General features: G+C 35.5%; 25 protein-coding genes, 1 tRNA gene and 2 pseudogenes. 15 read left to right on the top strand and 13 right to left on the bottom strand.

The annotated features are described in order from the left end of the window. Positions 1 to 34: 34 nt before the first annotated feature. The 9 genes from H4K35_RS07930 to H4K35_RS07890 all read left to right on the top strand — a co-directional run bounded on the left by H4K35_RS07930 (position 35) and on the right by H4K35_RS07890 (position 9,062). Positions 35 to 2,272 carry a type VI secretion system Vgr family protein gene (locus tag H4K35_RS07930; RefSeq protein ID WP_255492399.1) on the top strand — a complete coding sequence of 746 codons (2,238 nt, stop codon included), beginning with the start codon at positions 35 to 37 and terminating at the stop codon, positions 2,270 to 2,272. Positions 2,273 to 2,274: 2 nt separating this feature from the next. Continuing rightward, positions 2,275 to 3,549: a hypothetical protein gene (locus tag H4K35_RS07925; protein WP_182626830.1), complete on the top strand. Its 1,275-nt coding sequence runs from the start codon at positions 2,275 to 2,277 to the stop codon at positions 3,547 to 3,549. After that, positions 3,546 to 4,370: a hypothetical protein gene (locus H4K35_RS07920; protein WP_182626829.1), complete on the top strand. Its 825-nt coding sequence runs from the start codon at positions 3,546 to 3,548 to the stop codon at positions 4,368 to 4,370. The genes H4K35_RS07925 and H4K35_RS07920 overlap by 4 nt, the downstream gene beginning before the upstream one ends. Then, positions 4,363 to 4,755: a hypothetical protein gene (locus H4K35_RS07915; protein ID WP_182626828.1), complete on the top strand. Its 393-nt coding sequence runs from the start codon at positions 4,363 to 4,365 to the stop codon at positions 4,753 to 4,755. Before H4K35_RS07920 ends, H4K35_RS07915 begins: the two co-directional genes overlap by 8 nt. Before the next feature lie 83 nt (positions 4,756 to 4,838). Then, positions 4,839 to 6,185 carry a hypothetical protein gene (locus tag H4K35_RS07910; protein WP_182626827.1) on the top strand — a complete coding sequence of 449 codons (1,347 nt, stop codon included), beginning with the start codon at positions 4,839 to 4,841 and terminating at the stop codon, positions 6,183 to 6,185. Between the two features lie 4 nt (positions 6,186 to 6,189). Further along, positions 6,190 to 7,146 carry a hypothetical protein gene (locus H4K35_RS07905; RefSeq protein WP_182626826.1) on the top strand — a complete coding sequence of 319 codons (957 nt, stop codon included), beginning with the start codon at positions 6,190 to 6,192 and terminating at the stop codon, positions 7,144 to 7,146. 183 nt (positions 7,147 to 7,329) lie between these two features. After that, on the top strand, positions 7,330 to 7,869 hold the full coding sequence (locus H4K35_RS07900) for a hypothetical protein (protein ID WP_182626825.1): 540 nt from the start codon (positions 7,330 to 7,332) through the stop codon (positions 7,867 to 7,869). Between the two features lie 28 nt (positions 7,870 to 7,897). Beyond that, positions 7,898 to 8,401 (top strand): endonuclease V, encoded by a 504-nt coding sequence (locus H4K35_RS07895; RefSeq protein ID WP_182626824.1) that lies wholly within the window; start codon positions 7,898 to 7,900, stop codon positions 8,399 to 8,401. Positions 8,402 to 8,504: 103 nt separating this feature from the next. Continuing rightward, positions 8,505 to 9,062 carry a hypothetical protein gene (locus tag H4K35_RS07890; RefSeq protein ID WP_182626823.1) on the top strand — a complete coding sequence of 186 codons (558 nt, stop codon included), beginning with the start codon at positions 8,505 to 8,507 and terminating at the stop codon, positions 9,060 to 9,062. Positions 9,063 to 9,120: 58 nt separating this feature from the next. On the opposite strand, the pseudogene H4K35_RS15790 reads toward H4K35_RS07890, so the two are convergent. Further along, a pseudogene (locus H4K35_RS15790) lies at positions 9,121 to 9,291 on the bottom strand (IS256 family transposase); the annotation flags it as partial. Between the two features lie 113 nt (positions 9,292 to 9,404). Between H4K35_RS15790 and H4K35_RS07880 the strand changes: the two are divergent. Both H4K35_RS07880 and H4K35_RS07875 read left to right on the top strand, forming a co-directional pair. Continuing rightward, the gene (locus H4K35_RS07880; RefSeq protein WP_182626821.1) at positions 9,405 to 9,962 is read left to right on the top strand and encodes a hypothetical protein; all 558 of its coding nucleotides are present in this window, start codon (positions 9,405 to 9,407) and stop codon (positions 9,960 to 9,962) included. Then, complete coding sequence (locus H4K35_RS07875; RefSeq protein ID WP_182626820.1) at positions 9,955 to 10,437, top strand: hypothetical protein; 483 nt, start codon at positions 9,955 to 9,957, stop codon at positions 10,435 to 10,437. The genes H4K35_RS07880 and H4K35_RS07875 overlap by 8 nt, the downstream gene beginning before the upstream one ends. On the opposite strand, the pseudogene H4K35_RS07870 reads toward H4K35_RS07875, so the two are convergent. From H4K35_RS07870 to H4K35_RS07855, 4 genes and pseudogenes are all read right to left on the bottom strand, one after another. Continuing rightward, positions 10,421 to 10,570, bottom strand: a pseudogene (locus H4K35_RS07870) (transposase); the annotation flags it as partial. The gene H4K35_RS07875 and the pseudogene H4K35_RS07870 sit on opposite strands and share 17 nt — an antisense overlap. Positions 10,571 to 10,589: 19 nt before the next feature. Then, on the bottom strand, positions 10,590 to 11,171 hold the full coding sequence (locus tag H4K35_RS07865; RefSeq protein ID WP_182626819.1) for an NAD(P)H-dependent oxidoreductase: 582 nt from the start codon (positions 11,169 to 11,171) through the stop codon (positions 10,590 to 10,592). A 3-nt stretch (positions 11,172 to 11,174) separates the two neighbouring features. Then, the gene (locus H4K35_RS07860) at positions 11,175 to 12,128 is read right to left on the bottom strand and encodes an alpha/beta hydrolase (protein ID WP_182626818.1); all 954 of its coding nucleotides are present in this window, start codon (positions 12,126 to 12,128) and stop codon (positions 11,175 to 11,177) included. Between the two features lies 1 nt (position 12,129). Next, a complete protein-coding gene (locus tag H4K35_RS07855) occupies positions 12,130 to 13,077 on the bottom strand; it encodes an NADP-dependent oxidoreductase (RefSeq protein WP_182626817.1) in 948 nt (315 codons plus the stop codon). 85 nt (positions 13,078 to 13,162) lie between these two features. On the opposite strand from H4K35_RS07855, the gene H4K35_RS07850 reads away from it, so the two are divergent. Then, positions 13,163 to 14,011 carry an AraC family transcriptional regulator gene (locus H4K35_RS07850; protein WP_182626816.1) on the top strand — a complete coding sequence of 283 codons (849 nt, stop codon included), beginning with the start codon at positions 13,163 to 13,165 and terminating at the stop codon, positions 14,009 to 14,011. A gap of 601 nt (positions 14,012 to 14,612) precedes the next feature. Here the strand turns inward: H4K35_RS07850 and H4K35_RS07845 are convergent. The 3 genes from H4K35_RS07845 to H4K35_RS07835 form a co-directional block, all read right to left on the bottom strand. Further along, complete coding sequence (locus H4K35_RS07845; RefSeq protein ID WP_220497665.1) at positions 14,613 to 15,230, bottom strand: peroxiredoxin-like family protein; 618 nt, start codon at positions 15,228 to 15,230, stop codon at positions 14,613 to 14,615. A 167-nt stretch (positions 15,231 to 15,397) separates the two neighbouring features. Continuing rightward, a tRNA-Met gene (locus tag H4K35_RS07840) sits at positions 15,398 to 15,470 on the bottom strand. Between the two features lie 141 nt (positions 15,471 to 15,611). After that, complete coding sequence (locus tag H4K35_RS07835; RefSeq protein WP_182626815.1) at positions 15,612 to 16,268, bottom strand: CatB-related O-acetyltransferase; 657 nt, start codon at positions 16,266 to 16,268, stop codon at positions 15,612 to 15,614. A 162-nt stretch (positions 16,269 to 16,430) separates the two neighbouring features. On the opposite strand from H4K35_RS07835, the gene era reads away from it, so the two are divergent. From era to H4K35_RS07820, 3 genes are all read left to right on the top strand, one after another. Beyond that, the gene (era, locus tag H4K35_RS07830) at positions 16,431 to 17,318 is read left to right on the top strand and encodes a GTPase Era (protein WP_182626814.1); all 888 of its coding nucleotides are present in this window, start codon (positions 16,431 to 16,433) and stop codon (positions 17,316 to 17,318) included. Between the two features lie 66 nt (positions 17,319 to 17,384). Beyond that, positions 17,385 to 18,698: a ribosome biogenesis GTPase Der gene (gene der, locus H4K35_RS07825; protein ID WP_182626813.1), complete on the top strand. Its 1,314-nt coding sequence runs from the start codon at positions 17,385 to 17,387 to the stop codon at positions 18,696 to 18,698. A 61-nt stretch (positions 18,699 to 18,759) separates the two neighbouring features. Next, a complete protein-coding gene (locus H4K35_RS07820; RefSeq protein ID WP_182626812.1) occupies positions 18,760 to 21,513 on the top strand; it encodes an outer membrane beta-barrel protein in 2,754 nt (917 codons plus the stop codon). A gap of 326 nt (positions 21,514 to 21,839) precedes the next feature. Here the strand turns inward: H4K35_RS07820 and H4K35_RS07815 are convergent, their stop codons facing one another. From H4K35_RS07815 to H4K35_RS07795, 5 genes are read right to left on the bottom strand one after another with little or no spacing between them, the layout of a single operon-like run. Further along, positions 21,840 to 22,667 carry a YgcG family protein gene (locus tag H4K35_RS07815; protein WP_182626811.1) on the bottom strand — a complete coding sequence of 276 codons (828 nt, stop codon included), beginning with the start codon at positions 22,665 to 22,667 and terminating at the stop codon, positions 21,840 to 21,842. Positions 22,668 to 22,673: 6 nt separating this feature from the next. Beyond that, the gene (locus H4K35_RS07810) at positions 22,674 to 23,114 is read right to left on the bottom strand and encodes a TPM domain-containing protein (RefSeq protein ID WP_182626810.1); all 441 of its coding nucleotides are present in this window, start codon (positions 23,112 to 23,114) and stop codon (positions 22,674 to 22,676) included. 5 nt (positions 23,115 to 23,119) lie between these two features. Next, positions 23,120 to 23,704 (bottom strand): LemA family protein, encoded by a 585-nt coding sequence (locus tag H4K35_RS07805; protein WP_182626809.1) that lies wholly within the window; start codon positions 23,702 to 23,704, stop codon positions 23,120 to 23,122. 12 nt (positions 23,705 to 23,716) lie between these two features. Beyond that, positions 23,717 to 24,046, bottom strand: a complete 330-nt coding sequence (locus H4K35_RS07800; RefSeq protein WP_182626808.1) for a MerR family transcriptional regulator — start codon at positions 24,044 to 24,046, stop codon at positions 23,717 to 23,719. Further along, positions 24,046 to 25,023 carry a M23 family metallopeptidase gene (locus H4K35_RS07795; RefSeq protein WP_182626807.1) on the bottom strand — a complete coding sequence of 326 codons (978 nt, stop codon included), beginning with the start codon at positions 25,021 to 25,023 and terminating at the stop codon, positions 24,046 to 24,048. Before H4K35_RS07795 ends, H4K35_RS07800 begins: the two co-directional genes overlap by 1 nt. Between the last annotated feature and the right edge of the window lie 201 nt (positions 25,024 to 25,224).

Here is a 25,224-nt window from a genome sequence, read left to right as displayed (position 1 = left end):
AGTCTTTTAATTTAAATGTTGCTTGTCAAGCTTGTTGTTTTTTAATTGCTTACCAAAGAAGAAAAAGAAAATGACTATGAAAGAGAATTTTAAAGAAATCCCAGGACAAAGCAAGGGGATACTAAGTGATGCTACAAATGAGTATGCAACGGAAAAAGCAACGGAAAAAACAGAGGATTTAGTAGAAGAAAAGGTACTTATTCACCCACAAGAGATAGCAGGCTTTGCCTCTACTGCCTATGGAACTGCTGGTAGTGTGATGGGTAAGACATCTGCATATCAACATCAGATTGAAGGAATAAATGGCAGAGTAGACACACCACAGCCTTTAAGTCAAATCAGTAATATTAATACAGGTAATAGTGCTATTAGTAATGCGGTTGCTATATTAAATCACTTCATACCAGGGGTGAATCACCTGGTTGATTTAACCATAGTAGTAGATGGAAAAGTGCTTAAAAACTATAAGCATTTTGAGCTTAAACAGAGTGTAAAGAAACACCATGAGTTTACATTGGAGCTCAGTCATGATGCACTAGGTGTAGAAGAAACGTATCAGATGAGTCAGGCTCAAAATCTTTTAGGAAAACGCATATTAGTGACTTTAAACTATAAAAATATCAAAGAAAAGCCAGAGCGAGATTTTTATGGAATCGTTACCGATGTAAGTTTTAAACAAGCTCATGGAAGTCGTGGCTATCTTGTACTAAAAGGATACAGTCCGACCATATTACTTGATATGGCTCCTCATATTCAGAGCTTTGGCGGCTTAGAGCCAGAGTCCCTTAGTTCTATAGTACACAGTATATTAAAAGAAGGTTATGAGCGTAATGGCAAGTATAAGTCATTTATAAGGTCTAGTAAGAATTGTAATTTATCTTATTCATGTCAGTATAACGAGACTGCCTATAATTATCTAGCTCGTATGGCAGAGGCTTATGGAGAACAGTTTTTTTATGATGGAGAACAGTTGTATTTTGGAGATTTACCTGTTGGAGAAGAACCTATACAGCTGGTATATGGTAGAGATGTAGAAGATATCCAAATACGCATGCAAGCTCGTCATGTTAATAGACAACTATATGGATATAATAGTTATACCAATCAAAAACTAAGTGCAGCAGGTGAAACGAAACTAGATGTCAAGGGAACACTAGCCAAAGTAGCGTATCAGAAATCAGAGGATATATTCACAGCACCTTCCCTGCAATTAGCACCAATGAAAGCATCTACAGATCAAGATGTATTACAAGCTCAGAAAGGAGTTATAGGTAGTGAAGGACTTCATGTGTTTATAACCTCAGGCGTGACCACAGTGCCCTTTTTATATCCAGGTTGTATAGTAGAACTAGATATGTTAGATCCGTTAACTAAACAGAGTAACCACTTCACTACTCTGATGATTACTGATATTACCCATACGGTAGACACTTTAGGTAAGTATCATGGCTACTTTGAAGCTGTGGATGCACAAACGGGGTTTATCCCACGTATAGATTTTAATCATCCTACAGTGGAACAACAGATAGCTACAGTAGTTAGCAATGCTGACCCACAAGGAAAAGGCAGAGTACAAGTACAATTTGATTGGCAGTATAGAGGTCAAAGTACAGAGTGGATTCGCGTGATGACACCAGATGCAGGTAGTAGTGATAAGGTAGGTTCTAACAGAGGGTTTGTAGCTATACCAGAAGAGGGAGATCAAGTGATGATCAGTTTTGTAGGTAACCACCCTGATAGACCTTTTGTAATGGGAGGTTTATTCCATGGAGGTATAGGAGCAGGAGGAGGAACTAATAATCATTTAAAAACTATAACCACACGAAGTGGAGTTACTATACAGATAGATGATGAGGATAACGAAGGTAGTATTACTATAAAAGATCCAAGTGGGAATGTATGGTATATGGATGGAAACAAGAATATAACTGTTACAGCTCCTGAGACGATGACACTCAACAGTAAGAATCTAAATATCAATGTAGCTGAGAATATGACTACGACTGTGACTATGAATAAAACAGAAACAGTTATGATGAATAGTTCTGAGCGAGTAGGACTTATGAAGAATCTAAACATAGGTGCTAACTATATGACTAATGTATTGGGAAAAATGGTAGAGTATATTAAAGGAAATCTAGAGTCTCATACAGAGGAAGATAGAGTTAATGTTAGCAATGGGAAGATTATGAACCAAAGTACTGGAAATATAGAACAGCATTCGGCACAAGAAATACAGAATAATTCAGGTGAAAAATCTAAAAATAATTAGAGATGAAGATTAGAGAGGTTGAAGGAGATATTATCGAAACTACAGGAGGAAATAGTTATGCTTATGCTCAAAAAGAAATTATTAATAGTTCAGAAGAAGTAGTCAGTCAAGTAGGTGCAGAGAGTGGTGTGAAGTATGGAAAGCCGTTAATTCCCATATTGGTTTATGAAGAATCTTATATTGTCCATTTTCGTCCTAACAGGACATGGAAAGGGGAGTTTGGTTTCGATTGGGTTAGAAATGGTACAGATAGTACGGTTCAAGTAGATGAGAGATATTCCGATATAGTAGGAAAGTATGGAATGCACTATGCAACAAGTAAAAAAGCAAAATTTATAAAAAGTTTTCAAGAATATTTTAAATGTGTTAAAGAATATAATGTTATTAGTTCAATTAGAGAAAAATATTATATACCGTTTTTAACATTACTAGGTGGACAGGAAGTTACATTAGATTTATATTATAGAATAAGTAAAATTACTGATTCTGTTGAATTTGATTATAATAAAGAATTATTTACTGTAATATTGAATCAATCTCATCCTAGCGAAGAAGGAACATACTATAATGCTAATGCAATAACAATTAGAGCTTTGAAATCTTTTAACAAAAATCAAAGTATTAAAATTGTAAAAATAGAAGATGGTATAAAAAGTATTGTTGGTGAATTAGTGATTGTTAAAAATGGTGAGATTAAAAATGTTAAAATTTTACTGATAAATGTGTCATATCCTACAATTGATGGACAAAAAGACATTTCTCCAGAGGAAATATTAGTGTTAAGAAATTCGTTAAATCAAGCTTACATCCTTCCTGATATAGAGGAATTATCTGATGACTTAGTTGTAGAAAGTAATTGGTATGATGAGATTTTTTTTACTGCAAAAACGAAGGGTGATAAAAAAGTGTTAGATGATTCTAATATTAGATCAATTGTGCATTATTTTGATGATATTTTCATGAATGAAAAAGAAAATGACATTTATAACATGTATTATAGGGTATACTCTGTTCCAAATTCAAAAAACTTAAATGGTATAGCTGGAGGTGTTGGCAATGAAAAAGCAGTCGTAGTGTTTGGAAATAGAGATAATACTACTACAGTTAGCCATGAATTATTACATGTAATGGGGTTATATCATAGTTTTGATAATGATGCAGGATATACATTTGAGATATATAAAACTGATAATATAATGGATTATAGCCACCATAAGAATAAGAATCGGTTTACAACAACAATTTGGCAATGGCGAAAATTAAATGATAAATTATGAAATATTTTTTGTTGGTTTTGTTTTTTATAAATGTTTCATGTAATGAGTTAAAAGTTAATCAAAAAAGTAATATTGTTAATGTGAAGATTGATACATTTGATATAAAAAATTTTAATGATTTTGTAAGTAGTGGAGGGAATAGTGATTCTAGTAAGAGGAAATTTACTAGGTATAGTTCTATATCAGATACAATTATAGAAGAAAAATCAATATTTGTACTACGAGAAAAAGAACGGTATTATTTAAAAAGTTTTCTTCCTCCTGTTCCAAATTTGTATTTTTTTACTAGACAATATAATAGCTTAGGTCTCATTCATGTTGAGAGAGAGAGATTATGTAAAATTTTTCTAGGTTTTAAGTATGGAGTTTTTAAATTCTTTAATAAAGAAGGAAATATTGTAAAAATAGAGGATTATGCAGAAAAGTATGATGCTTTACCTTTTAATTTAGATAGTTTAATAAGCAAATTAGAAAAGACTAGAGTTGGTATTGGTAACTATAATACTTTGACTATTGAAAGAGCGATTAATGCAGAAGTACTAACCACTAATTTAATAGGAGAAGAAATGATTAAAGAAGAATTACTTAGAAGAGAGTTGGAAATGATAGGACAAAGTAATGAAAGACAGAGTAATTATTTTTACATCAATCCCTATGATAGGGAAGACGTAAAGCGTTTAGAAATAGATATTAATTGGAAAAGTAAGGAATGGGAGGTAATGAAGAAATTAGGTTTTGGTAAAGTATTATTGTGCTATAATTATGAGACAGGTAAGTTGATGCGAGAAGAATATTTAATTGAGTTCCCAGAGATTGATTAATAGAACAGAAGAGTTTACTGATATTAAAATCCTTGATAATGTGATTTATAGCTTGTCTGAACCTAGTGTAGGACTTGTTAATACCTATAGATTTAATAAAATAGATTTAGATACAAGTACTGTATACACTACGAGTTTCAATCCATTCGGATTCTCTAATGTTATTATTAATGAATTTGATGTTTCTAAAGTTCTCTTGACTCTAGATAGTGGACAGTATAAACATAATGGATATGGATATAGGTTTTTTATTACATCTGATGATAAGGTTAGAGTATTTAAATCTGTCTTAAAAGATGAAGTATATAAATTAAACTTTGAGTTGTCAAAGCCAGATGAGAAGAATGTAAATGATCTGATAGAGTGGGATTCATCATTGTTTTAAAACTGAGTGTTTGAAGTATTAGGTATGTTTACTAGAAAAGGATTGAAAAAAAACTTAAACTTAGATGTGAAAGCTAGTGGTATATGAAAGAAGATTTTATAAGAGTGAAAACAAAAGGCTATCCTACCCTAGAAGATTTAGCTGCAGAGTACGATATCACTATGCAGGAGTTGGTAGAGTTTCACAATGCTCGCTGCTCTGTAGTGGATTTATTGAGCATCTCCTTTCCTAAATATTTAGAGTCTGTGTATATGCCTGCGGATAACTATCTGACTAGGCAAGACATTACCCTAGCTAGTACACAACTTCGGTTACAATCTATAACTTCGGATAAGGAATATGGGGTGCACATAAAGTACTCACCTAAGCAACTTCAAATTCATTATAAGATAAAGGTCAATCGAAATCAACAAAAAGTCACTCTATTTAAAGAACGAGTGTTTATCAATAATAAAGGAGTTGAAAGAGTAGTAGAACAGATGTTTGAAAAAATGGATAAAACTATGTATCCTTTAGAACTTATGACAACTTCAAATGGAAAGATAGACTCAATATCCAATGACACAGAGATAGTCAAAAGATGGAAGGAAGATACCCTACCTAAGTTAAAGCAGTATTATCAATCTGAGGTTTCGGATGATATAATTAAAAAGGTCGATAAAGCTTTTACAGCCATTGGTGAAAACAGGGATTTATTAGATCGGAATCTGTTTTATAAAGGCCGAAAATCTGTAGAATATGAAATTCTATATCCCAAAATTGCTTTTGCAGGCTCATGGTTTTATGAAGCTATTGATTCTAAAGAATATCCTTCATTAGTAGGGAGGCAAGGATTAGGGATTGATATTAATTTGAGTGCTAGCCCTTTAGTAGGTACATCTATAAGATGGGATATTCTAGAATTGGTAGCTCGAAAACATCCTATTGCATATGCATTATTAAAGACTGTTGATATTCTAATGGACTTGTTAGCTGATGATGATAGTTGTTTTAATTTAGATTTTATAGTGTCTGGTCAAATTAAAGCAGAAGTAGGTTTTCAACATAATATGTTAGCGGGTTTCAAGGATATATCCGCAAAAGGAGGGGCATCAATCCAGGTAAAATTAGAACTAAAACTTAATTTATCCAGTACTAAGCAAATTTTGAACTATAAAGCAATAGCTAAGTTAGGATTTAGTGCAGGAGCTAGTTCAGGATTAGGAACAAATTTTAGTTTAGGTGTTGACCGCAAAGGAGTCTATATGCAAACAGAACTTATTTTTGAGGGAATATTGTTAGAATTCTCTGCTATGATTGTTGTTGAGTTAAGAAAAGAGAAAGATAATAAAAAAGCAGAGAAAGTTGCAGGTTATAAAAAAGAGATAGAAGGAAAAACAACATTTGCTGAATGGACTGGTAAGACAGACAAATTTTATTTAAAATCATAAAAAAATGAAAAGAGTATTAATCGTTTTTTTTTTGAGTATAGGGCTAAATAGTTGTGCTCAAAAGACAATAACAAAAGAAGAAATAATCGATATGGAAAATGTACAGAAAGTAGCCAATATCTATAAAGAAGTAAAGAGATACAAGTATAATCCAGAGTACACACTACATATAGCTACAGCCGCTAATTTTAGTTTTGAGTTGTTAGTAAATGATTATCCTATTAAATTTAATTATGATCCAGGAATTATTACAGGATCAATACCTATAAATGAGGCTATCTTAAAACCAGGTAAACAATCTCTGACTGTGCGAATGACACCTCCTGTGGATGATGAGTTTAATATGGGGAAAGAAATAGATTTGTCTTTAGCAGAATTAAAGCTAAGTATTAATTATGGCGATTATAGTCAACAGAAGGTTAAAGACTTTAAAGATGTTTTTACCTATGAGATGTCTAAGAAGGAAGGCAAAGTACCATTCTATGAGATTAATTTATTCTTTGATGCTCCAGAAGTGCCCTATGAGCATGAAGTGCAGGGATGGACTAATAGTGTTGATTTGTCTAAAGAGAATAAAGAAGAATTGCTAAAAGAAGTTGAAGTATTTTATAAGGATTTAATACATCTTTACGAAAGTCAAGATGTTAATGGATTAGCAGGGAAGTATTATAAGAGACAATATGAAATAGCACAATCTCTATATCAGAATAAGGAATATAAATCTAAAGCTATAGTTAATGGTCTTGTAGAAGATGTTAACGAGAAAGCTCCCTTTATCTTCTTTGGTTACCAAATGAAATTTTATGGTAATGGAAAGATTGTAAAATTAGCCAAAATGGAAGATAAGTATTATATTAATTTCTCTGCATTAATGAGAGAAGATAGTAATGGTGATGCGACACAATACTTTATGTATCTCCACCGCCCTAAGGCAGGAGCACCATTAGAAGTAATCCGTTGATTATGCAGAGGAGTATATATGTTCTTCTTTTTTTGAACTTAGAAGTACGTAGTTGTGCTCAAAAGACAATAACAAAGTATGCCCCAGAGCAAGTACATCTTGAGTGTTCTAAATATTACACGCCAAGTGTGAATAATTGACTGATGGAATTCAACTACATGGACACAAATAATATAAAAAAAAATGATGAGATTAGAAGATATTGATGATTCATTTTATGTAGAGAATGATGTAAATGGGATAGTAACATACTATTTAGACCCGGAATTAACGAAGCCTTATACGGGAGTAATATATAATAAATGGCAAGGTAAGATAGAAAGTGAAGCAGAATTTATAGATGGTTTAAAAAATGGATTGGAGCATGTGTATAATGAAGAAGAAGAATTGATACTGATTAGTGAGTGTAGAGGAAATATTGAGTTTGGAATCTCAAAAGAATTTGAGAAGGGATACCTTACATCAGTAAGTATAAACTATAATGGTAGATTAGTGAAATATTTAGAAATAGGTCATAATTATGAGATAATTAATGTTCAAAAATTTTACTACGATGTAACTAAAGGGGACAAAATACCCGAAGGTGATAAGATAATAACTAATATGTCTTATGAAAGACTACCGAAGTATATAAGAATGTTGTTAGAACTATCTGATAAGGAATTGGTAGAATATGAGTTTAAAAGAGATAACCCTTATTTAAGACCTCCTTATAATATTTGAAGTCGTTGTAAGATTAAAAAATCTAAATATGATATTAGCAGTAGATGTGTACTACTACGAGACTGGGGCAAAGGTAGTAGGTGTTTTGTTTGAATCTTTTGATTCAAAAGCTCCTATAGATATTATAGAAAAGTTGTTACCTCTACAGAAAGAGTATGAGCCAGGAGCTTTCTATAAAAGAGAGCTACCATGTATTTTAGAATTGGTAAATACGCTTAATCGAGAGTACATTGAATTGATTATAGTAGATGGTTATGTTTATTTAGATGACCATAAAAAAAAGGGATTGGGTAGTTATGTATTTGAAGCTTTAGACACTAAAATACCTGTAATAGGTGTAGCTAAGTCATATTTTTTTACTTCTGCTCAGCTTGTAGCGCAGGTCTATAGAGGAGAAAGTAAAAAGCCTTTATATGTCTCAGCAGTTGGTATTGAATTGAATAAAGCAAAAGAATATATCCAACAAATGCATGGAGAGTATAGAATGCCTTATTTATTAAAACTAATGGATACTGAAACAAAAAAGAATTAGAAATCTGCGAGTATTACAATGAGTGAACAGGTAAAGAATAATTATCAAATTATTTCTAAGTTTGAATTAAAGCAAGTGGATTTATAGGTTAAATAAAATAGGGATGAGAAAAGATTGGCCGCAGAATCAGTATAAAGAAGTAGATAACAAGAAGAATTTAAAAGAGTTAATAGATATAAAAGCTTTTAATTATTATACATCGCTAAAAGTATTATATATGTGGATACCAGTAATAGCACCTGCTATGTTGGCAGCCTCTTATAATAAAAGCACCCGGTTAATATTAGTAGCAGCAGTAGGAGGATTGTTATTTAGATATATGGTTAAGCATCTTAATGAGACAGCTATAGTGGTAACATTCACTCCAGAGCGTATGATTTATAAAGACAGAGTAGTAAATCTAAGTGATATACAGGATTACTATATGTGTACAAATATAGAAAAGTATTTTTTATTTCGAATTAAGACTAAGAAAGGAAAGAAACATGTATTGCATATTGATGTCAACTATATGTCTGAAATAGAATTATATTTAAAAAAACATAAAATACAAGAAAAACATAAATTTAGTGATAATCTGATACGAATGGCAGGGATGATTTATGCATTTCCATTAATATTAATGATTTTATTTTTTGGAAAAATTTTTAGTGTTTTATAATTTATTAGGCACTGTCTCTTAAAGTGTGTGAGTTCAAAAATAAAGCTTGGGTTAGGTTTTACTTTCTAGAGTCTAACCCTTTCTTAAATAGGATTAAGAATTGATCAATAATCACTCCCCAGTTTCTCACAGGCATGTACCATTTTTTAGTTGCTTCTCTTACAGCCAAATATACGGATTTCATCACAGCTTCATCTGTAGGGAAGGATAATTTGTTCTTGGTGTATTTTACTCAACCTAGTTATTTTATAGATGAATATGGTTTCGTTAAACAAGATCATTATACTAAGTTGGGAAAAAGTAAGTATATGTTTATGTATATTAATTCGAATTATTAAAAAGATGAAAAAGATAGAGAAAGAGTTTAGTCTAAAAGCGTCAAGTCTTGGTTTTTTAGGGCTTTTAGGGCTTATGTTTATTAGTCTTAACATAGCTTTATTAATTGGTAGTATTCTTATTACTCATAATATGCTTGCTCGTGTGATTCTAATGGGAGCAATTTGGCAAGTTTTAGTTTATGGCACTATTTACTTTACTAAGTATTCTTTAAAAATAGTGTTTGAAAATGATAATATGGAAGTGTATAAAAATGAAAAATTAGTGTTGTCTAAAAAGATTGAGGAAATAGAGAAGATTTATGGGGCTGATATTAGAGGACAAAACTCAAATATGGGAAAAGGAAGTTTGCGTTTTTATTTCACAGATAATACTATATTTAAATTTGGCATTAGACTTTCTTCAAAACAATCTAATGTTGATCAATTTGCTGAAGTGCAACATATTTTACGAGTTTTTGTAAATCAATACGGTTTTGAAAGACAAGAGGTGCATACTTCATTAGGAAAAGGTCATAAGGCTATGCGCATGTATATTAATCCCAAATATATAAAAGATGAGTAGCTATTTATATGAAGGAAATTATGTAGTCTGTACCCATCATGTAGGTACGGATTATAGAAAATTGCAAATAGATAAGAATCGTCGTGTACAATCTTCTGTTTTGTTAGGAAGTAAAGAAAAAGTTCTTTTAGTAGAAATTGATATTGTTATTGACGAGGATTTTAAATGTAAAACACAGTGGAACTCTGTTGTATCTAATCCTGAATTAGCTGAGCAGATGCAAAAGGACAAAGATATTTTTAGTAATAAAAATGGGACTAGACAAGGGGCTAATAATACAAGTAACCATCAGAAAGCAATAGGTAAGTATAACTCTAGAGTAAAATGGAATAGAGCAAAAAATACTTTTAGTATAGTAAGTAAAGTAGCTCTTTTTGGAGGGAATTATTTAGGAGAAATGGCTCGTGATATCGCTGCATCGTATGCTATTAAAGATATAGATCTGTACTATTTTTATGCCATTGGTATGGATTAACATCATACTTTTTGCAATTAGCAATAAAAGTATAAATCATCGTCCCTCTTTGTGCAGCATCATGTGATCCTGCAAAGAGGGAGTTTTTACGTCCAAGCGCTACTGGTCTCATCGCATTTTCAACAAGGTTGTTTTTTTACCTTGACCGAATACTATTTTTTCACATCCTCTTTCGCTTTTTCTTTCATTTGTAAGAGGAGTTGACGGATGTCATCTGGACTATAATCGTTTAGAGGACCAAATACTTCGGCTTCTTCTACTTGAACACCGCAATAGGTTAATATGCCTTCTTGTAAGGGAGTGATGCCACTATCGCGATAAACGGAGTGATGGATTTCTGGAGATAGATCACCCATAGTGACTATAATACGTGCTGTTTTACCTTGTAAAAGTCCTTCGGTAGGCTTGGTCATATGATGCTTAAACACTAATCCCGGTAAAAATAAACGATCAAAAAATCCTTTCATAATTGCAGGCATGCCAACCCACCACATCGGGTATATCCAAACCTGATGGGTACTCCAATTGATATCGTCTAATGCACGAAGTAAATCGGGTTCTAATTCTATGCGTTTTGCATATCCGTATTGAAGATTCGGATTAAAGTGTAGGTCGCCGATCGGCAGATAACGAACTGAAGCACCTAAACTTTGTGCAGTTTCAATATATGTTTGTGCCAAAGAGGTCGTAAGACTCGTTGGATTAGGATGTCCATTGATGACTAGTATATTCATGGGTTATCGAATAAAAATAGATTTTAAATAGGTAATTTGTTGCTGCCAAAATTCGCGGGCCATAGTTGTTGGAAAAAAGTCAAATACATGCGTAGCTCCTTTAACTTTAAAAAGAGTTGTTGGAATGCCCGCTTGTTGGAGGCGTTCTGCATATTGTTTCGCCTCATCTTTAAGCGGATCAGCTTCGGCTATGATAATCGTAGTTGGAGGCAGATGAGATACATCCGCTTGCAAAAGAGGTACTGCATAGGGGAGTGGAGGATCTTGATGTGTGCCTAAATAATAGTGCCACATCCAAGCAGCTGCTTGTTTGCTTTGCATAGGGGCATGGGCTAACGTTTGCATGGAAGGCGTGAGCAAACGGTGGTCCATAGGGGGATATAGCAAATATTGATGCTGTATAACAATTTCTTGTTTGTCTCGGACTAAATGAGCAAGAGAAGCAGCGATAGTCCCCCCTGCACTACTTCCACCAAGGCTGATATCCTCTTTATTTCCTCCCAATTGACCCGCTTCTTGGACTAACCATAGTAATGCATCATATCCATCTTCTAAGGCTGCTGGAAATGGATGCTCGGGGGCTAATCTGTAATCCACTGATACAATTGCTATATTCACAGCCAATGCCAATGGATAAAAAATAAAATCATATTGCTCAGGAGTCCCATAAATAAAGGCTCCTCCGTGGAAATACAGCAGTATAGGAAGCTTGCTTTGATTTGAAGGACGATAGGTTCTCAAACGAATGCTCCGTTCAGCGTTGCGAGAGGGAATTACTATATTTTCAACGGTTAAGCCTTCGGGAATATCCAGCGGCTCCTCTTTATTCGCTAGTTGTTGTTCTTCAATGCGAATTTGCTCAGGATGATGAACTAATAGATGATCATAGTCAATTTGACTATATGGGCTTTCGTTTATGGCTTGCATTAATTCGATAGCAATATCTTGTTGTATCATGTTAAAATTCAATTACTGTTTTTCCTACGGTATGTCCGCTTTCTAGTTGTAGATGGGCTTGTGGTAATTCTTCAAAAGAATAAAGGTGGGAGATATGAGGTTTGATGTGACCTGCTGCTAATAGTTGAGCAATTTGCTTCATATCCTCTTGACTCGAATACACAGACATAAAATAACAAGCGTGTAAAAACTTAGCTTGTGCTTTTTGTTCATCTTCTTTTGTGTGCCCAGACGGTAAGGTGACAATAGTTCCAAATGGTTTGAGTATAGCAACGGACTTTTGAAAATTTGAACCTCCTATGGCTTCTAGAACAAAATCGAGGTTGCTCAATTCTTTTTCAAAATCAACCTGACGGTAGTCTAGGTGCTCATCAGCCCCTAAAGAAAGTACAAAATCCTTATTGGTTGTAGATGAAGTAGCAATGACGTAAGCACCGAGGTATTTTGCGATTTGTATGGCGAAATGGCCGACACCACCAGCAGCGGCATGAATGAGCAAGCGATCATGAGGACGTAATTTTCCATAGGACGTAAACGCTTGCCAAGCAGTCAGTGCGGCGAGTGTACTCGCTGCAGCTTCTGAATGAGAAATATGGGTGGGTTTTAACGCTAAATGATGGGCAGGGGCAGCTACATATTCAGCATAGGTTTGCCCATGACCTACAAAGTTAACCATGCCAAAAACTTCATCTCCAACGGTAAAATCTGTCACTGAGGCCCCCACTTCAATGACAATCCCTGAAATATCCCATCCCAGAATCAACGGGTGATGTTGAAGAAGCTGTTCTGCTAAGGGCGCTTGACGGGTGCGAACTTTTATATCTACGGGATTTATGCTGATTGCTTTGGTTTGAATGAGTACTTCATTCGCTTGGGGTCTAGGGATAGGAATATCTTTATACTGGAGATGTTCAATCCCTCCAAATCCTTCTAATGTAATTGCTTTCATTATCTTTTTTTACTTCAAGCAAAAATAGACTGATAAATTATGTGCTATTAGGTATAAATCAAGTGTATTTCGGTATTTTTGCAGTATGGCGAAAGAAAATATTTACCAAGCCCTAGAGGTGTACTATGAAAAAGTAGAGGTTTGCCCTTTGCGCAATAGGCAGTTTAATTTCTTTGAACTCGTGTACGTGATTGCAGGAGGTGGAAGTCATGCCGTCAATGGCAATCGCATTCCCTTTCAAGCAGGCGATCTGTTTTTGATTACGCCTCAAGATTGTCATGAATTTGATTTAGAGGGAATATGTGAATTTATGGTGATTCGCTTTGGAGAGTCTTATGTCAAAGAATACCAATGGAAGAGTATTGATCATATTGAATGCCTGTTGTATTATGCCTCTCATCTTTCTGCTTCTGTATTGGTTCACCAAGAGGATAAGCGCTTAGTTGCACAGTTAATACAAACCCTACAAGGAGTGTTGAAGGTAGAATTGATGTATAATGAAGATTTAATTCGACCGATTGTCAATGCCATTCTAGTTATTGCTGCCCGTAATATCGCTCAAATTCAACTAAAACCTTTAGGAGAGACTAGCGATGCTAAAATCGTACAAATACTCAACTATATTCAGCAACACATTCGAGAACCAGACTTGTTGAAAATAGCGGCCATTGCCGATCGATTTGGCATGTCGCCAACTTATTTGGGAAGTTATTTTCGCAAGCATGGAGGTGAATCGTTACAAGCGTATATTTCAGCTTATAAAATCCGACTAATTGAACACCGGTTGCTCTTTAGTGATCTGCGAATCAATGAAATAGTTCATGAATTTGGATTTGCAGATGAAAGTCATTGCAATAAGTTCTTTAAACGCCATAAAGGTATGAGCATGTCTGCGTTTCGGAAAGGGGAAGTGGTAAGTGTTGAAAAGTATTGACTTAATCTTTTTCTTTAGCGTCTTGATGTTGATTTATCTTGTCGACTACCTCATTCGATAATACAAGTAAATCACTTTTTTTACAGTCCCAAATACTTCTATACTTATCTGAAATAATGAGGTGACTCTCCCAAGTAGTAAATGGCGAATAAAGCAATAAAGTACAAATATCCGTTGCAGTAGGTAAGTGACCTGTTTCAGGTAAATGGGAATGTATAGTACTCAGTACAAGATGTCCATTTTCTGTTTCATTTGTGTTAATGGGAATAATGTTTTTGTGAAGCTGTTTTTTGGAGCGTATTGTATTGTCTTTGTTGAAGGTGATGAGGTAATCATTTCCAAAAATAACGACTCCACTTATCGATGGTCCAGTTAGAACATAGACTTTCTTTTCCTTTCCATGGATAAGTGGTACTAAATTAAGTTGAGTGTTTCGGTATCTCTTGTAAAGGGTATCTTGAGCAATATCTTCTAAGGCGACTTGTCTAAGCGTGTATAAATCAAGTTCTTTTTTAGTAAAATCACGTGTTGTTATATCGATAAGAGCCTGTTCTAACTCGTAGTTTTGATTAAAAGTAACTCACCACTCACCACTCACCATTTACTCATCGCGTTTCATATAGTTCGAGTCGACGAATTTATAAGTGACAATTCCCTCTTGGTTCAATAAAAAAACAGCGGGAATAGGTAATTCATGTTGTGCTGTGCCATTGAAGGTAGGGAGATCAATGCCTAGTGTTTCATAGATGGGAATGATATAGTCTTGTAATTGAAAGGCAATTCCAATTTGTTTAGCCAATAGATTATCTCGATCCGTAAGAAGTTCGAAATCCAACTGATGGGTTTGTTTCAGTTCTAGGTTATACGCGGGAAGTTGAGGAGAAATGGCAACAACAGTTGTCTTTTGTTGCGCTAAACTACTTTGTTTATTTTGGAAGGAGCGTAGCTCTAAATTACAATAAGGACACCAGGATCCGCGGAAGAAACTGATGATTACGGGTCCTTTTCGCACTAATTCACTCAATTCCACTATTTGATTTTCCGTATTCAGAAGTTTGAAGTTAGGAAAAGGATCGCCTAGTGCAATGGCTCTTTGTTCGAGTTGTAATTTTTTGAGGTCTTCAATGGATTGACCAAAACGAGTTAATACTTCTGTGGGTACTTGTTGTGCTAAATTTTCATTTAATTCAGCAATTTGTTGAGTTAATGTAGGGATCATGGGCGATAATTTTCAGCAAAGATTTGGAATTAAATCCAAGGAGACAATACCGCATAGTTTTGTCCCTAAGGGATAAAAAAGTCAATATTGGAATACATGAGGGAGGAGGTGTAAAAAAAAGTGCAAAAAAAAAGACTTAATCAAATGATTAAGTCTTTTTGGCTTTGTAGCGGGAACAGGACTCGAACCTGTGACCTTCGGGTTATGAGCCCGACGAGCTGCCTACTGCTCTATCCCGCGCTATTGTGGTGCAAATATACAAACTAATATTGCTATGAAACAAGTAAAGCAGTGTTTTTTTTTCAATTACTCAGACTTTGTTGAAAGTTCTTGGTGTAAGGGGTTGAGCATTAGTGTAGTTGTCTTTTTCTTTTTTTTAAATTATTTTGATAGATCATGTGCCAGATCATATAAATAGCTTTCGTGTACCAATTTTGCGATGTCATTCGCACACAGATGAGGCTGTAAGGCCTGGAATTTGGCGGTTGGCCACTCATACAACTTCAATTGCAATAGTGTTTTAATAGTTGAAGCATCGAATCTCGTTTTAATGGGTTTAGCTGGATTGCCTGCCACGATGGTGTAGGGCTCAACATTTTTAGTTACGATTGCTCCTGATGCAATGACGGCTCCTTCTCCTATAGTAATCCCTGGCATAATCATTGCCCTCATACCAATCCATGCACCATCGCCTATACTAGTATCTCCTTTTTGCTCATAAGATTGGACGAGTGTTTCACTAAAAGGGTATAAGCTAAACCAATCCGTGCGATGGGTATTATTGCCCCCCATTAGAATCACTGCTTCTGCTGCAATGCAAACGTGGGATCCAATATAGAGTTGATCAATTGGCCAAGCAGGCTCCCATTGGCTCGTACTATAATCATCTCCATATAAATAACGCACTACACTTTCTTCAAATGAACCGCTCCATGCAGCACTGTAATAACTAGTATTTCCCTTGATGTGGATATTGGGATTCTTTACGGTTTGGTGTAAATATTCAACGATGGACCAATGTTTGTGGTTTGTATGCATAAAATTGTATTCGTTTTAAAACCTAAAGCTAGTCAATTTGCATCTAAATCAAAATTTTGATCCCCAAAAAAATCTTTTGGGAAGGTTTTAGGTCGAGTTCTTTCATTTTTTTTCAACTATCTCATTGATAAAAACTACCTTTGTAGCGAAAAATATATTTTTATGGCACATAAAGCTGGATTTGTGAACATTATAGGTAATCCTAACGTAGGTAAATCTACCCTAATGAATGCATTAGTAGGGGAGCGATTATCGATAATTACATCAAAAGCACAAACAACAAGACATCGCATTTTAGGAATTGTAAATGAAGAGGATTATCAAATTGTATTTTCGGACACACCGGGTATCATAAAACCTGCCTATGAATTGCAAGCATCCATGATGGATTTTGTAAAATCTGCTTTTGAAGACGCAGATGTCTTAATTTATATGGTTGAAGTAGGGGAGAAAGAACTAAAAGACGAAGCTTTTTTCAACCGAATCATTCATTCTAAAGTGCCTATTTTGTTGTTGTTGAATAAGATTGATAAATCCAACCAGCAGCAATTGGAGGAACAAGTAGCCTTGTGGAAATCAAAAGTCCCAAATGCTGAGATTTTCCCTATCTCTGCTTTGGAGAAATTCAATACACAAGCGGTGTATGATCGCATTATTGAATTGCTTCCAGAATCACCTCCTTTTTATGCTAAGGATGCGTTGACTGATAAATCAGAACGTTTTTTCGTCAGTGAGATTATTCGCGAGAAAATTTTGTTGAACTACGACAAAGAGATTCCTTATGCCGTTGAGGTAGAAACAGAAGAATTTAAAGAAGAAGAAGATATTATTCGCATCAAAGCCATTATTATGGTGGAACGAGACACCCAAAAAGGAATTTTAATCGGCCACAAAGGGGCCGCATTGAAAAAGGTGGGTATTGCCTCTCGTGAGGAGATGGAAAAGTTCTTTTGTAAAAAGGTTCACTTAGAATTGTTTGTCAAGGTGAATAAGGATTGGAGATCGAGCGATTATCAATTGAGACGTTTCGGATACAATCAAAAAAAATAGAGAAATTAAATAATAGCATCAAATATTGCATTGAAGTATTAACTTTGCGACATATTAAAATAGTATATGAGTAGTATAGTAGCCATAGTTGGGAGACCAAACGTAGGAAAATCCACTTTCTTTAATCGCTTGATTCAAAGGAGAGAGGCAATTGTAGATTCGGTTAGCGGGGTAACTCGTGATAGAAACTACGGCAAATCAGAATGGAATGGAAGAGAGTTCTCTGTAATCGATACAGGAGGATATATAAAAGGTTCTGATGATGTTTTTGAAGAAGAAATCAGACGTCAAGTAGCATTAGCTATTGAAGAGGCGGACGTGATCATATTTGTAGTAGACGTAGAAGAGGGAATTACTCCTATGGATGCTGAAGTAGCCAAACTATTACACCGCGAAACAAAGCCTGTTTTTGTAGCAGTAAACAAGGTGGATAGTGGAAAGCGCATGGAAGATACCTATGAATTCTACAATTTAGGATTGGGTGAAATTTATCCAATTGCCGGAATGAGCGGTAGTGGTACGGGGGATTTATTAGATGAGGTAATAAAAGTATTGCCAGAGGAGGAAATCAGAGAAGAAAGTGAAGATGGAGAACTTCCTCGTTTTGCGGTAGTAGGACGTCCAAATGCTGGGAAATCAAGTTTTATCAATGCGTTAATTGGAGAAGATCGCTATATTGTAACTGATATTGCAGGAACGACAAGAGATGCTATTGACACGCGTTTTACGCAATTTGGCTTTGACTTTAATTTAGTTGATACTGCGGGTATTCGCAGAAAGACAAAAGTAAAAGAAGATTTAGAATTTTATTCTGTAATGCGTTCTATTCGCGCTATTGAACACAGTGATGTTTGTATTCTAATGGTGGATGCGACGAGAGGTTTTGAAGGACAAGATCAAAATATTTTCTGGTTAGCTGAGAAAAATAGAAAAGGAATTGTTATTTTAGTAAATAAGTGGGACTTAATTGATAAGGATACACTAACGTCAAAACAATTTGAAGATAAAATTCGCGAAAGCATTGCTCCGTTTACGGATGTGCCGATTGTGTTTACTTCTACAATTACGAAACAGCGTTTATTAAAAGCTTTAGAAACAGCAGTTCAAGTATATGAAAATAGAAAGAACCGCATTTCGACTTCTAAATTTAATGAAACAATGTTGCCAATTATTGAACATACTCCTCCGCCAGCAATTAAAGGAAAGTATATCAAGATTAAATATTGTATGCAGTTGCCAACTCCATCGCCTCAATTTGTGTTTTTTGCAAATTTACCTCAGTATATCAAAGATCCATATCGCCGATTTGTTGAGAATAAATTACGCGAGATTTATGACTTTAGCGGTGTACCTATCGATATTTATTTTAGACAAAAATAATTGTAATTATACTAAAATATACGGTCTTTGTTTGAAAGAACAAAGACCGTTTTTTATTGCTATGAAGAAAATATTAGGCTTGATCATACTCTTAATGGCTCCAATAGTGTTGGCCCAATCAACGGTTAGTATTCACGGAAAATTGACCGATTCTGTTAAAAATCCCTTGGAAGCCGTAACAGTATATGTAGTCAGAGAAAAAGACAATTCAGTTTTGGAATACAGCATGTCCAATGCCGAAGGCAATTTTGATCTCAAAGTAAAAATGCCCGAAGAAAAAGTACTGTTTAAAGCTAGTATGCTAGGTTTTAAACCTTATGTAAAAGCTTTAGAACCTACAGATAAAACTACCTATGACCTAGGAACGATTCAGCTGAAAGAACTCATTACGAATTTGGATGAATTGGTCATTCAAGCAGACATACCTCCTATTCGCGTGAAGAAGGATACCCTGGAGTTCAATGCCTCTTCATTCTCCGTACGACCCGATGCGAATTTAGAACAATTGCTCAAACAATTGCCTGGATTTCAGATGGATGAAAATAAGAAAATCACAATTAACGGAAAGGAAGTCAATGAGATCCTGGTAAATGGAAAACCTTTTTTTGGAGAGGATGGCAAAATAGCCTTGGAAAATTTGCCCGCTGAGATCATCAATAAGGTGCAAGTAACCGATCAGAAAACCAAGAAAGAGAAATTCACAGGTGAACGTGCAAAATCAGATCATGCTAGTATTAATATCACCATTGAAGAAGAGAATAATAGGGGATATTTCGGGAAATTAACTGGAGGCTATGGCTCAGACGAACGCTATGAAGGCAGCTTGTTTTTCAATACTTTTTTTGACAAAACTCAGCTAAATGTAATTGGTTCTGCCAACAACATCAATGCGATGGGATTCTCTATGGATGAGGTGTTTGACAATATGCGGATGGGGAGAAGTTCTGGCGGAATTACAGCATCGAGAATGCTAGGGGTCAATTTTGTGCAAGACCTCTCGAGTAAATTAAAAGTTAATGGCAGTTACAACTATAATTTTTCCGACAATGAAAGTAAGAACCGTTCTACTGTAACCCAGTTTTTACCTTCGGGTGAATTCACCAACAATTCGGAATCGGGATCTAACAGTGATTCTGAGGGACATTCGGCTAATGTGTCGATTGATTATATTGGCGAGAAAGACTCCTTTTACATCATGCCTAGTTTTCAACGCAATTATTCAAATTCGAGTACAAATTCGTCAGATCAGGCACTGAATGAAGCGGGGGAATTACTCAATGACAGTGAATCTCAAGCGAAAAGCAAAGGGGAAAGCAATAGTTTTTCAAACGCCATGCGCTATATGAGAAAGTTAAAAAGAGATCGACAATTTTTTACTGTTGAATTTTTAAACTCTAATGGGGTGAATACGAGTGATATCTTGCAAGAGTCTGTGACAAACTTTTATAAATCTGAACAAGAAGTGGATATTCGTCGTCAGTATCAACAACAGAACAACTCCAATGACTCCTATACGCTTTCTTTTGAGTATAGCCAACCTGTGACTGATTCATTAACGATGCTAATCGGAAATAGATGGGACAGAAACCAAACCATTACCGATGCAAAAGTATTTGACTTCAATGAAGCCACACAAGGGTATACAGATTTAAATACCTTGCAAACCAATCGCTATTTGACGGTTCAAACTACAGTAGCGCCTTATGTAGGGTTTAATTTTACTCATAAGAAATTCAACGCCGATTTTAATACATCGACTCAAATTGTAAAAAATAACGTAGAAGCCTTATACAACAATCAACTTTATGCGTTAGACAAAAAGTACATTGATCCTAATGTTCGGCTCAATCTTCGCTACTTGTTATCAAGGGGGAATTTTTTCTTTTTCACCTATAATTACAATGTGACCTATCAACGAGCGACGGAGCTTTTGGATATCGTTGATGTGAGTAATCCGCTGCACACCTTTGTTGGAAATCCCGATTTGCGTCCTACGGGAAATCACTCCTTTAATGCGAGTTATCGATCGTATAATTTTCAAACGCGTTCGGGCTATTCGCTTTACGGAAATATCAACCTTTTGAACAACAGTATTGTTAGTGCTGTAGATTATGATGAGGATCGCAAGAGTATTTCTACCTATAAAAATGTATCAGGGGCTTATAACTGGTCGTTAAATGGATCGTGGTATCGATCGTCCAAATGGGATGAAATCGCTTTGCGTTATGGGGTTAATCTGCGATATAATCACAGTGTGAGTAAAGGTTATATCGATGGGGTAACCTATGATGCACTTTCCAATAGTTTAAGTCCTCGGGTATATGCAAGTTTTGATTATGACGAATTAGTTCGCATATCACCTTCTTACAATTATACGACGAATTGGTCGAGTTACAAGAATTTTAATGTTGATCGTGCTAGTACTTACACACACAATGCGGCTTTGGAAGCGATTTTATATTGGCCGAGTAAATTTACGATTGGCAATGATTTTAGTTACACGTATAACTCGCAAATTGCCAGTGGCTATAATCGAGATTTCTATATGTGGAACATCAGTTTGGCGTATGAGTTTTTTGGGGATCGATTCAAAGCTAAAGTAAAAGTGTATGATGTACTGAATCAGAACACCAGTTCGAGAAGAACGATAGATGCAACGTCAATTGTCGATTCGGAGAGTTTGGTTTTAAAGCGCTATGTGATGTTTTCTTTAACCTATAGTCTAAAGGCATTTGGCGGAAAAGAAACAAGAGGAAATAGAGGGAATTATGGAGGAGGAAGGAGTTCTCGAGGCAGTATGATGCGTACAAGATAAATGAAAAAGGCGAGGTGAAAAGGAAAAATTACAGCGTTAATTTGTAAACTAGATAATCTCAAGCTTACTAGGAGTAAAAAACGGGCAAAATCACGCGTTGTTTTTACAAGACTAGAATAGGATCAGAAGGAAAATGATAGGTAGTGAGTCCATAGTGAGTCCATTATAAGTCCATAGTGCCTCTATTAAAACGCGGTTGTTTTATAGAGGCACTATGGACGTACAATAGAGGTATTATGTTGATATACTTATGGTAAATGGTTCAGCGAACGGCTAAAAAACAAAAGAGGGTGATCTATTAAGATCACCCTCTTTGTATGTATTGGTTACCAACTTCCGCTTGATCCACCACCAGAGAAACCTCCACCTCCGAAGCCGCCGCCAAAACCGCCGCCGCCACCGAAGCTTCCGCCTCCTCCAAAGCCACCGCCACCGGAGCTTCTTCCTAGGTTACTCAGGATAACCATACTGGCTAAATCATCTAAGAAACCGCGATGGGATCCATTGCCACCACGACCTCCTCCGTTGTTATTTTTGTTTTTAAATACAATAGTTCCAATAATCAAGGCTATGATAGCAAATACACAAAGTAAACCTCCAAGTTCGTTATCGCCCTCCATACGGGTGTCTTTATCTGCTTGATAAGTACCTGCTAGCATTTCCATTATCCCCGTGACACCTTCATTTAATCCCGCGTAATAGTCGCCTTTCTTGAATTCAGGAATAATCCTATTTCGAATCAATTCGCCGCCTTGTCCCGCAGTAATTTGAACTTCTGCTCCATATCCTGGATAGATGCCAATCTGTCTTTCTTTAGCCGCTAAGAGGATGAGTACTCCATTGCCTTTGTCTTTCTGACCAATACCCCACGTTTGTCCCCACTTAGGCCCCAATATACCTATGCTCTCTCCTTCTAAAGAGGGAATGGTAATTACAACAATTTGCGTTGAGGTTTCCTTGCTATATGTTAGCAGGCGTTCTTCTAATGCTTTGCTCTGCTGACTGCTTAGTATCTGAGCATAATCATAGACTGAGGTCTGTTGTGCTTTTGAAGGAACAGGCGGAATATCAAATTGGGCATAATTGACTTGCGAACAAAGGAAAATGAAAGCAAATACAACAAATGATAGGACTTTATTTCTTCGTTTTTGCATGTTTTGTTAAGCTTTTGATATTTCGTTCGATAGTTCGTTGTTGTTTTCCCCTGTAGAAGGGAAATAGATCTTTAATTGACTACCTGCTTTGAGTATGCCGTAAATCAGCCCTTGTTTATACAATCCTTGTTTGAAGTGATTGATGACCAATTCTTTTGTGCCTTCCCAAAAATTTTCTTTTTGCACGCGTTGATCAATCCCTTTATCCCCTAGAATAACAAAAGCTTTAGAAGTTAAACAAACGTAAAATAAAACACCATTCGCATGAGTGGTCTTATCCATAGCCAATTCGAAAAATACTTCCTGCGCTCTTGCATAAGGCTCTTTGTCTGATGCTAACTCGATGTGTACTCGAATCTCACCTGTCGTGTTTTTTTCCGCTTGTGTGATTGCTTCAATCACTTCTTGTTCATCCGATGGACTTAAAAATTGATGGATAGGTTGCATATGAATTAGAATTTTACTTTAGGTGCACTTTCCGCTCCAGCCTCTGCTTTGAAGAAAGGACGTTCTGTATACCCACTCAAAAAGTACTTATTAGGTATTTTTAAAATATAACCGTTGTAAGCTTGAACAGCCTCGTTAAAACGGCTGCGTTGAGTGAAAATTTGATTTTCTGTACTCGCTAGTTCATCTTGCAATTTTAAGAAGTTTTGATTTGTTTTTAAATCAGGGTATTTCTCAACCGTAACTAATAAACGGCCTAATGCACTTGATACGCCCGATTGTGTTTGTTGGAAGTTAGCCAATTGTTCTTCGGTCATATTCGTTGGATCGATATTTACTGAAGTTGCTTTGGCTCTTGCATTTACTACAGCTTCTAACGTTGATTTTTCAAAATCTGCAGCTCCTTTTACTGTTTCAACTAAATTTCCGATTAGATCATTTCTTCTTTGGTAAGCACCTTCTACATCTGCCCACGATTTATCCACGGCTTGTTTGTGTACTAAAGCAGTGTTTTGGTAATTCATGGATAATAAGAAGTAGCCTCCAATTAATACAACTAGGGCGATAATAATGGGTAACGCTTTTTTCATGTTCTTTTTTGTTTAGAGTTCGTTTTTTATACTTATTAATGTTTCTTTAATGTATTCCAGTCGCTTTATGATTTCTAAATTGTCAACGGCTTCTGAGGGCTTTAATTTTAGTTGTTCTTTTGCTCCGTCTAAGGTAAACCCTCTCTCTTTTACAAGGTGGTAAATAAGTTCGAAATTTTTGACGTCTTGTTGGGAAAACATGCGATTGCCTTTGGCGTTTTTCTTCGGTTTAATAATGTCAAATTCCTTTTCCCAAAAGCGGATCAAAGAAGTATTGACATCAAAAGCCTTTGCTAATTCGCCTATGCTGTAATATCGTTTCTCTGGTAAATTAACTTTCATTAGTCTAGGGATTGATTTTCGTGGTTCGCTTCTTGTAACAACAGCTCAAATTCTTTGGCTGAAATATCGCCATAGTAATAGTTTAGCGGATTGACAGGGTTGCCTTTATAGTGAACTTCATAATGTAAATGCGGGCCTGAGCTTCGTCCTGTGCTACCTGCATAACCAATGATGTCACCTCTTTTTACGGTTTGCCCTTGGGTTACGTTGTACTTGCTCAAGTGAGCATAACGCGTTTGGTACCCATAGCCATGTTCTATTTCTATTAAATTTCCATAGCCAGGAAGCTGGTTGTTGGCTCGTGTCACACGTCCATCTCCCGTTGCATAAATAGGCGTTCCAATATTGACAGAGAAATCCATTCCCGCGTGAAATTTTTTAATTTTTGTAAAAGGGTCACTTCGGTATCCATACCCAGAGGCCATGTGTTTTAGACTTTCGTTCTTTACTGGCTGAATCGCAGGAATTGCTGCTAATAGCTTTTCTTTTCCTTTGGCTAAGTTGATAATATCATCTAAAGAGCGCGACTGTATGGCCGTTTGCTTTGCTATAATATCCACTTTTTCTGTAGTGAGGCGTAAGAGCTTGTCATTTTGCAAGTTCTTAAACTCTTTGTAGCGGTTTAATCCACCCAGTCCTGCGCGACGTTGTTCTGCCGGAATAGGAGCTGTGTTGAAGTAAGCCCTGTAAATTTCATTGTCTCGAACTTCTAATTCATCTAATACTTCCGCAATCAGGTCTATCTTTTTATTTAGCAAGGTATAATTGGTCTTGAATTCAGCCACTTCTCGCTCGAGCATTTTCTCTTTTGGTGTCGCTAATATACTGGCATTAATTAATATAAATAAGCCAAGTAATCCAAATGCTGCTGCCGATAGAATGAATAACAATATGTTTACGATTCGCTTCGAAGATTTTGGACGTATTCTGTGAAACGCTAACTTTTCAGAATCGTAATAATATTTTACCTTAGCCATAATTTAAAAAACACTATTTTTGCAATAATTTCGTGAACACCTTGGATAGAATAAAAAGGCATTGAACAACAAATTTAAACAATGTTTTGGTTTAATACTTGATTAGGTAACAAATGGAAATAAAAAATTAACACATTTTGTTAGTCTATGCCAGTTTACACGAGATAATTAGCAAGTAATTCAAATGTTTGATAGAAAATA

Origin of the sequence: Myroides sp. NP-2 (assembly GCF_014145665.1) — a bacterium.
Classification (GTDB): Bacteria; Bacteroidota; Bacteroidia; order Flavobacteriales; family Flavobacteriaceae; genus Flavobacterium.
This window is presented reverse-complemented; position numbering and strand designations above follow the sequence as displayed.

Bases quoted from the DNA above. Each gene is read 5' to 3' on its own strand.
- H4K35_RS07810 (WP_182626810.1), bottom strand. From the start codon at position 23,114: ATGCAACCTATCCATCAATTTTTAAGTCCATCGGATGAACAAGAAGTG.
- H4K35_RS07900 (WP_182626825.1), top strand. From the start codon at position 7,330: ATGATGAGATTAGAAGATATTGATGATTCATTTTATGTAGAGAATGAT.
- H4K35_RS07815 (WP_182626811.1), bottom strand. From the start codon at position 22,667: ATGCAAAAACGAAGAAATAAAGTCCTATCATTTGTTGTATTTGCTTTC.
- H4K35_RS07875 (WP_182626820.1), top strand. From the start codon at position 9,955: ATGAGTAGCTATTTATATGAAGGAAATTATGTAGTCTGTACCCATCAT.
- H4K35_RS07925 (WP_182626830.1), top strand. From the start codon at position 2,275: ATGAAGATTAGAGAGGTTGAAGGAGATATTATCGAAACTACAGGAGGA.
- H4K35_RS07845 (WP_220497665.1), bottom strand. From the start codon at position 15,230: ATGATCCCTACATTAACTCAACAAATTGCTGAATTAAATGAAAATTTA.
- H4K35_RS07835 (WP_182626815.1), bottom strand. From the start codon at position 16,268: ATGCATACAAACCACAAACATTGGTCCATCGTTGAATATTTACACCAA.
- H4K35_RS07905 (WP_182626826.1), top strand. From the start codon at position 6,190: ATGAAAAGAGTATTAATCGTTTTTTTTTTGAGTATAGGGCTAAATAGT.
- H4K35_RS07800 (WP_182626808.1), bottom strand. From the start codon at position 24,046: ATGAAAGTTAATTTACCAGAGAAACGATATTACAGCATAGGCGAATTA.
- H4K35_RS07860 (WP_182626818.1), bottom strand. From the start codon at position 12,128: ATGATACAACAAGATATTGCTATCGAATTAATGCAAGCCATAAACGAA.
- H4K35_RS07855 (WP_182626817.1), bottom strand. From the start codon at position 13,077: ATGAAAGCAATTACATTAGAAGGATTTGGAGGGATTGAACATCTCCAG.
- H4K35_RS07910 (WP_182626827.1), top strand. From the start codon at position 4,839: ATGAAAGAAGATTTTATAAGAGTGAAAACAAAAGGCTATCCTACCCTA.
- H4K35_RS07920 (WP_182626829.1), top strand. From the start codon at position 3,546: ATGAAATATTTTTTGTTGGTTTTGTTTTTTATAAATGTTTCATGTAAT.
- H4K35_RS07820 (WP_182626812.1), top strand. From the start codon at position 18,760: ATGAAGAAAATATTAGGCTTGATCATACTCTTAATGGCTCCAATAGTG.
- H4K35_RS07805 (WP_182626809.1), bottom strand. From the start codon at position 23,704: ATGAAAAAAGCGTTACCCATTATTATCGCCCTAGTTGTATTAATTGGA.
- H4K35_RS07850 (WP_182626816.1), top strand. From the start codon at position 13,163: ATGGCGAAAGAAAATATTTACCAAGCCCTAGAGGTGTACTATGAAAAA.
- H4K35_RS07895 (WP_182626824.1), top strand. From the start codon at position 7,898: ATGATATTAGCAGTAGATGTGTACTACTACGAGACTGGGGCAAAGGTA.
- H4K35_RS07795 (WP_182626807.1), bottom strand. From the start codon at position 25,023: ATGGCTAAGGTAAAATATTATTACGATTCTGAAAAGTTAGCGTTTCAC.
- der (WP_182626813.1), top strand. From the start codon at position 17,385: ATGAGTAGTATAGTAGCCATAGTTGGGAGACCAAACGTAGGAAAATCC.
- H4K35_RS07890 (WP_182626823.1), top strand. From the start codon at position 8,505: ATGAGAAAAGATTGGCCGCAGAATCAGTATAAAGAAGTAGATAACAAG.
- H4K35_RS07865 (WP_182626819.1), bottom strand. From the start codon at position 11,171: ATGAATATACTAGTCATCAATGGACATCCTAATCCAACGAGTCTTACG.
- era (WP_182626814.1), top strand. From the start codon at position 16,431: ATGGCACATAAAGCTGGATTTGTGAACATTATAGGTAATCCTAACGTA.
- H4K35_RS07880 (WP_182626821.1), top strand. From the start codon at position 9,405: ATGAAAAAGATAGAGAAAGAGTTTAGTCTAAAAGCGTCAAGTCTTGGT.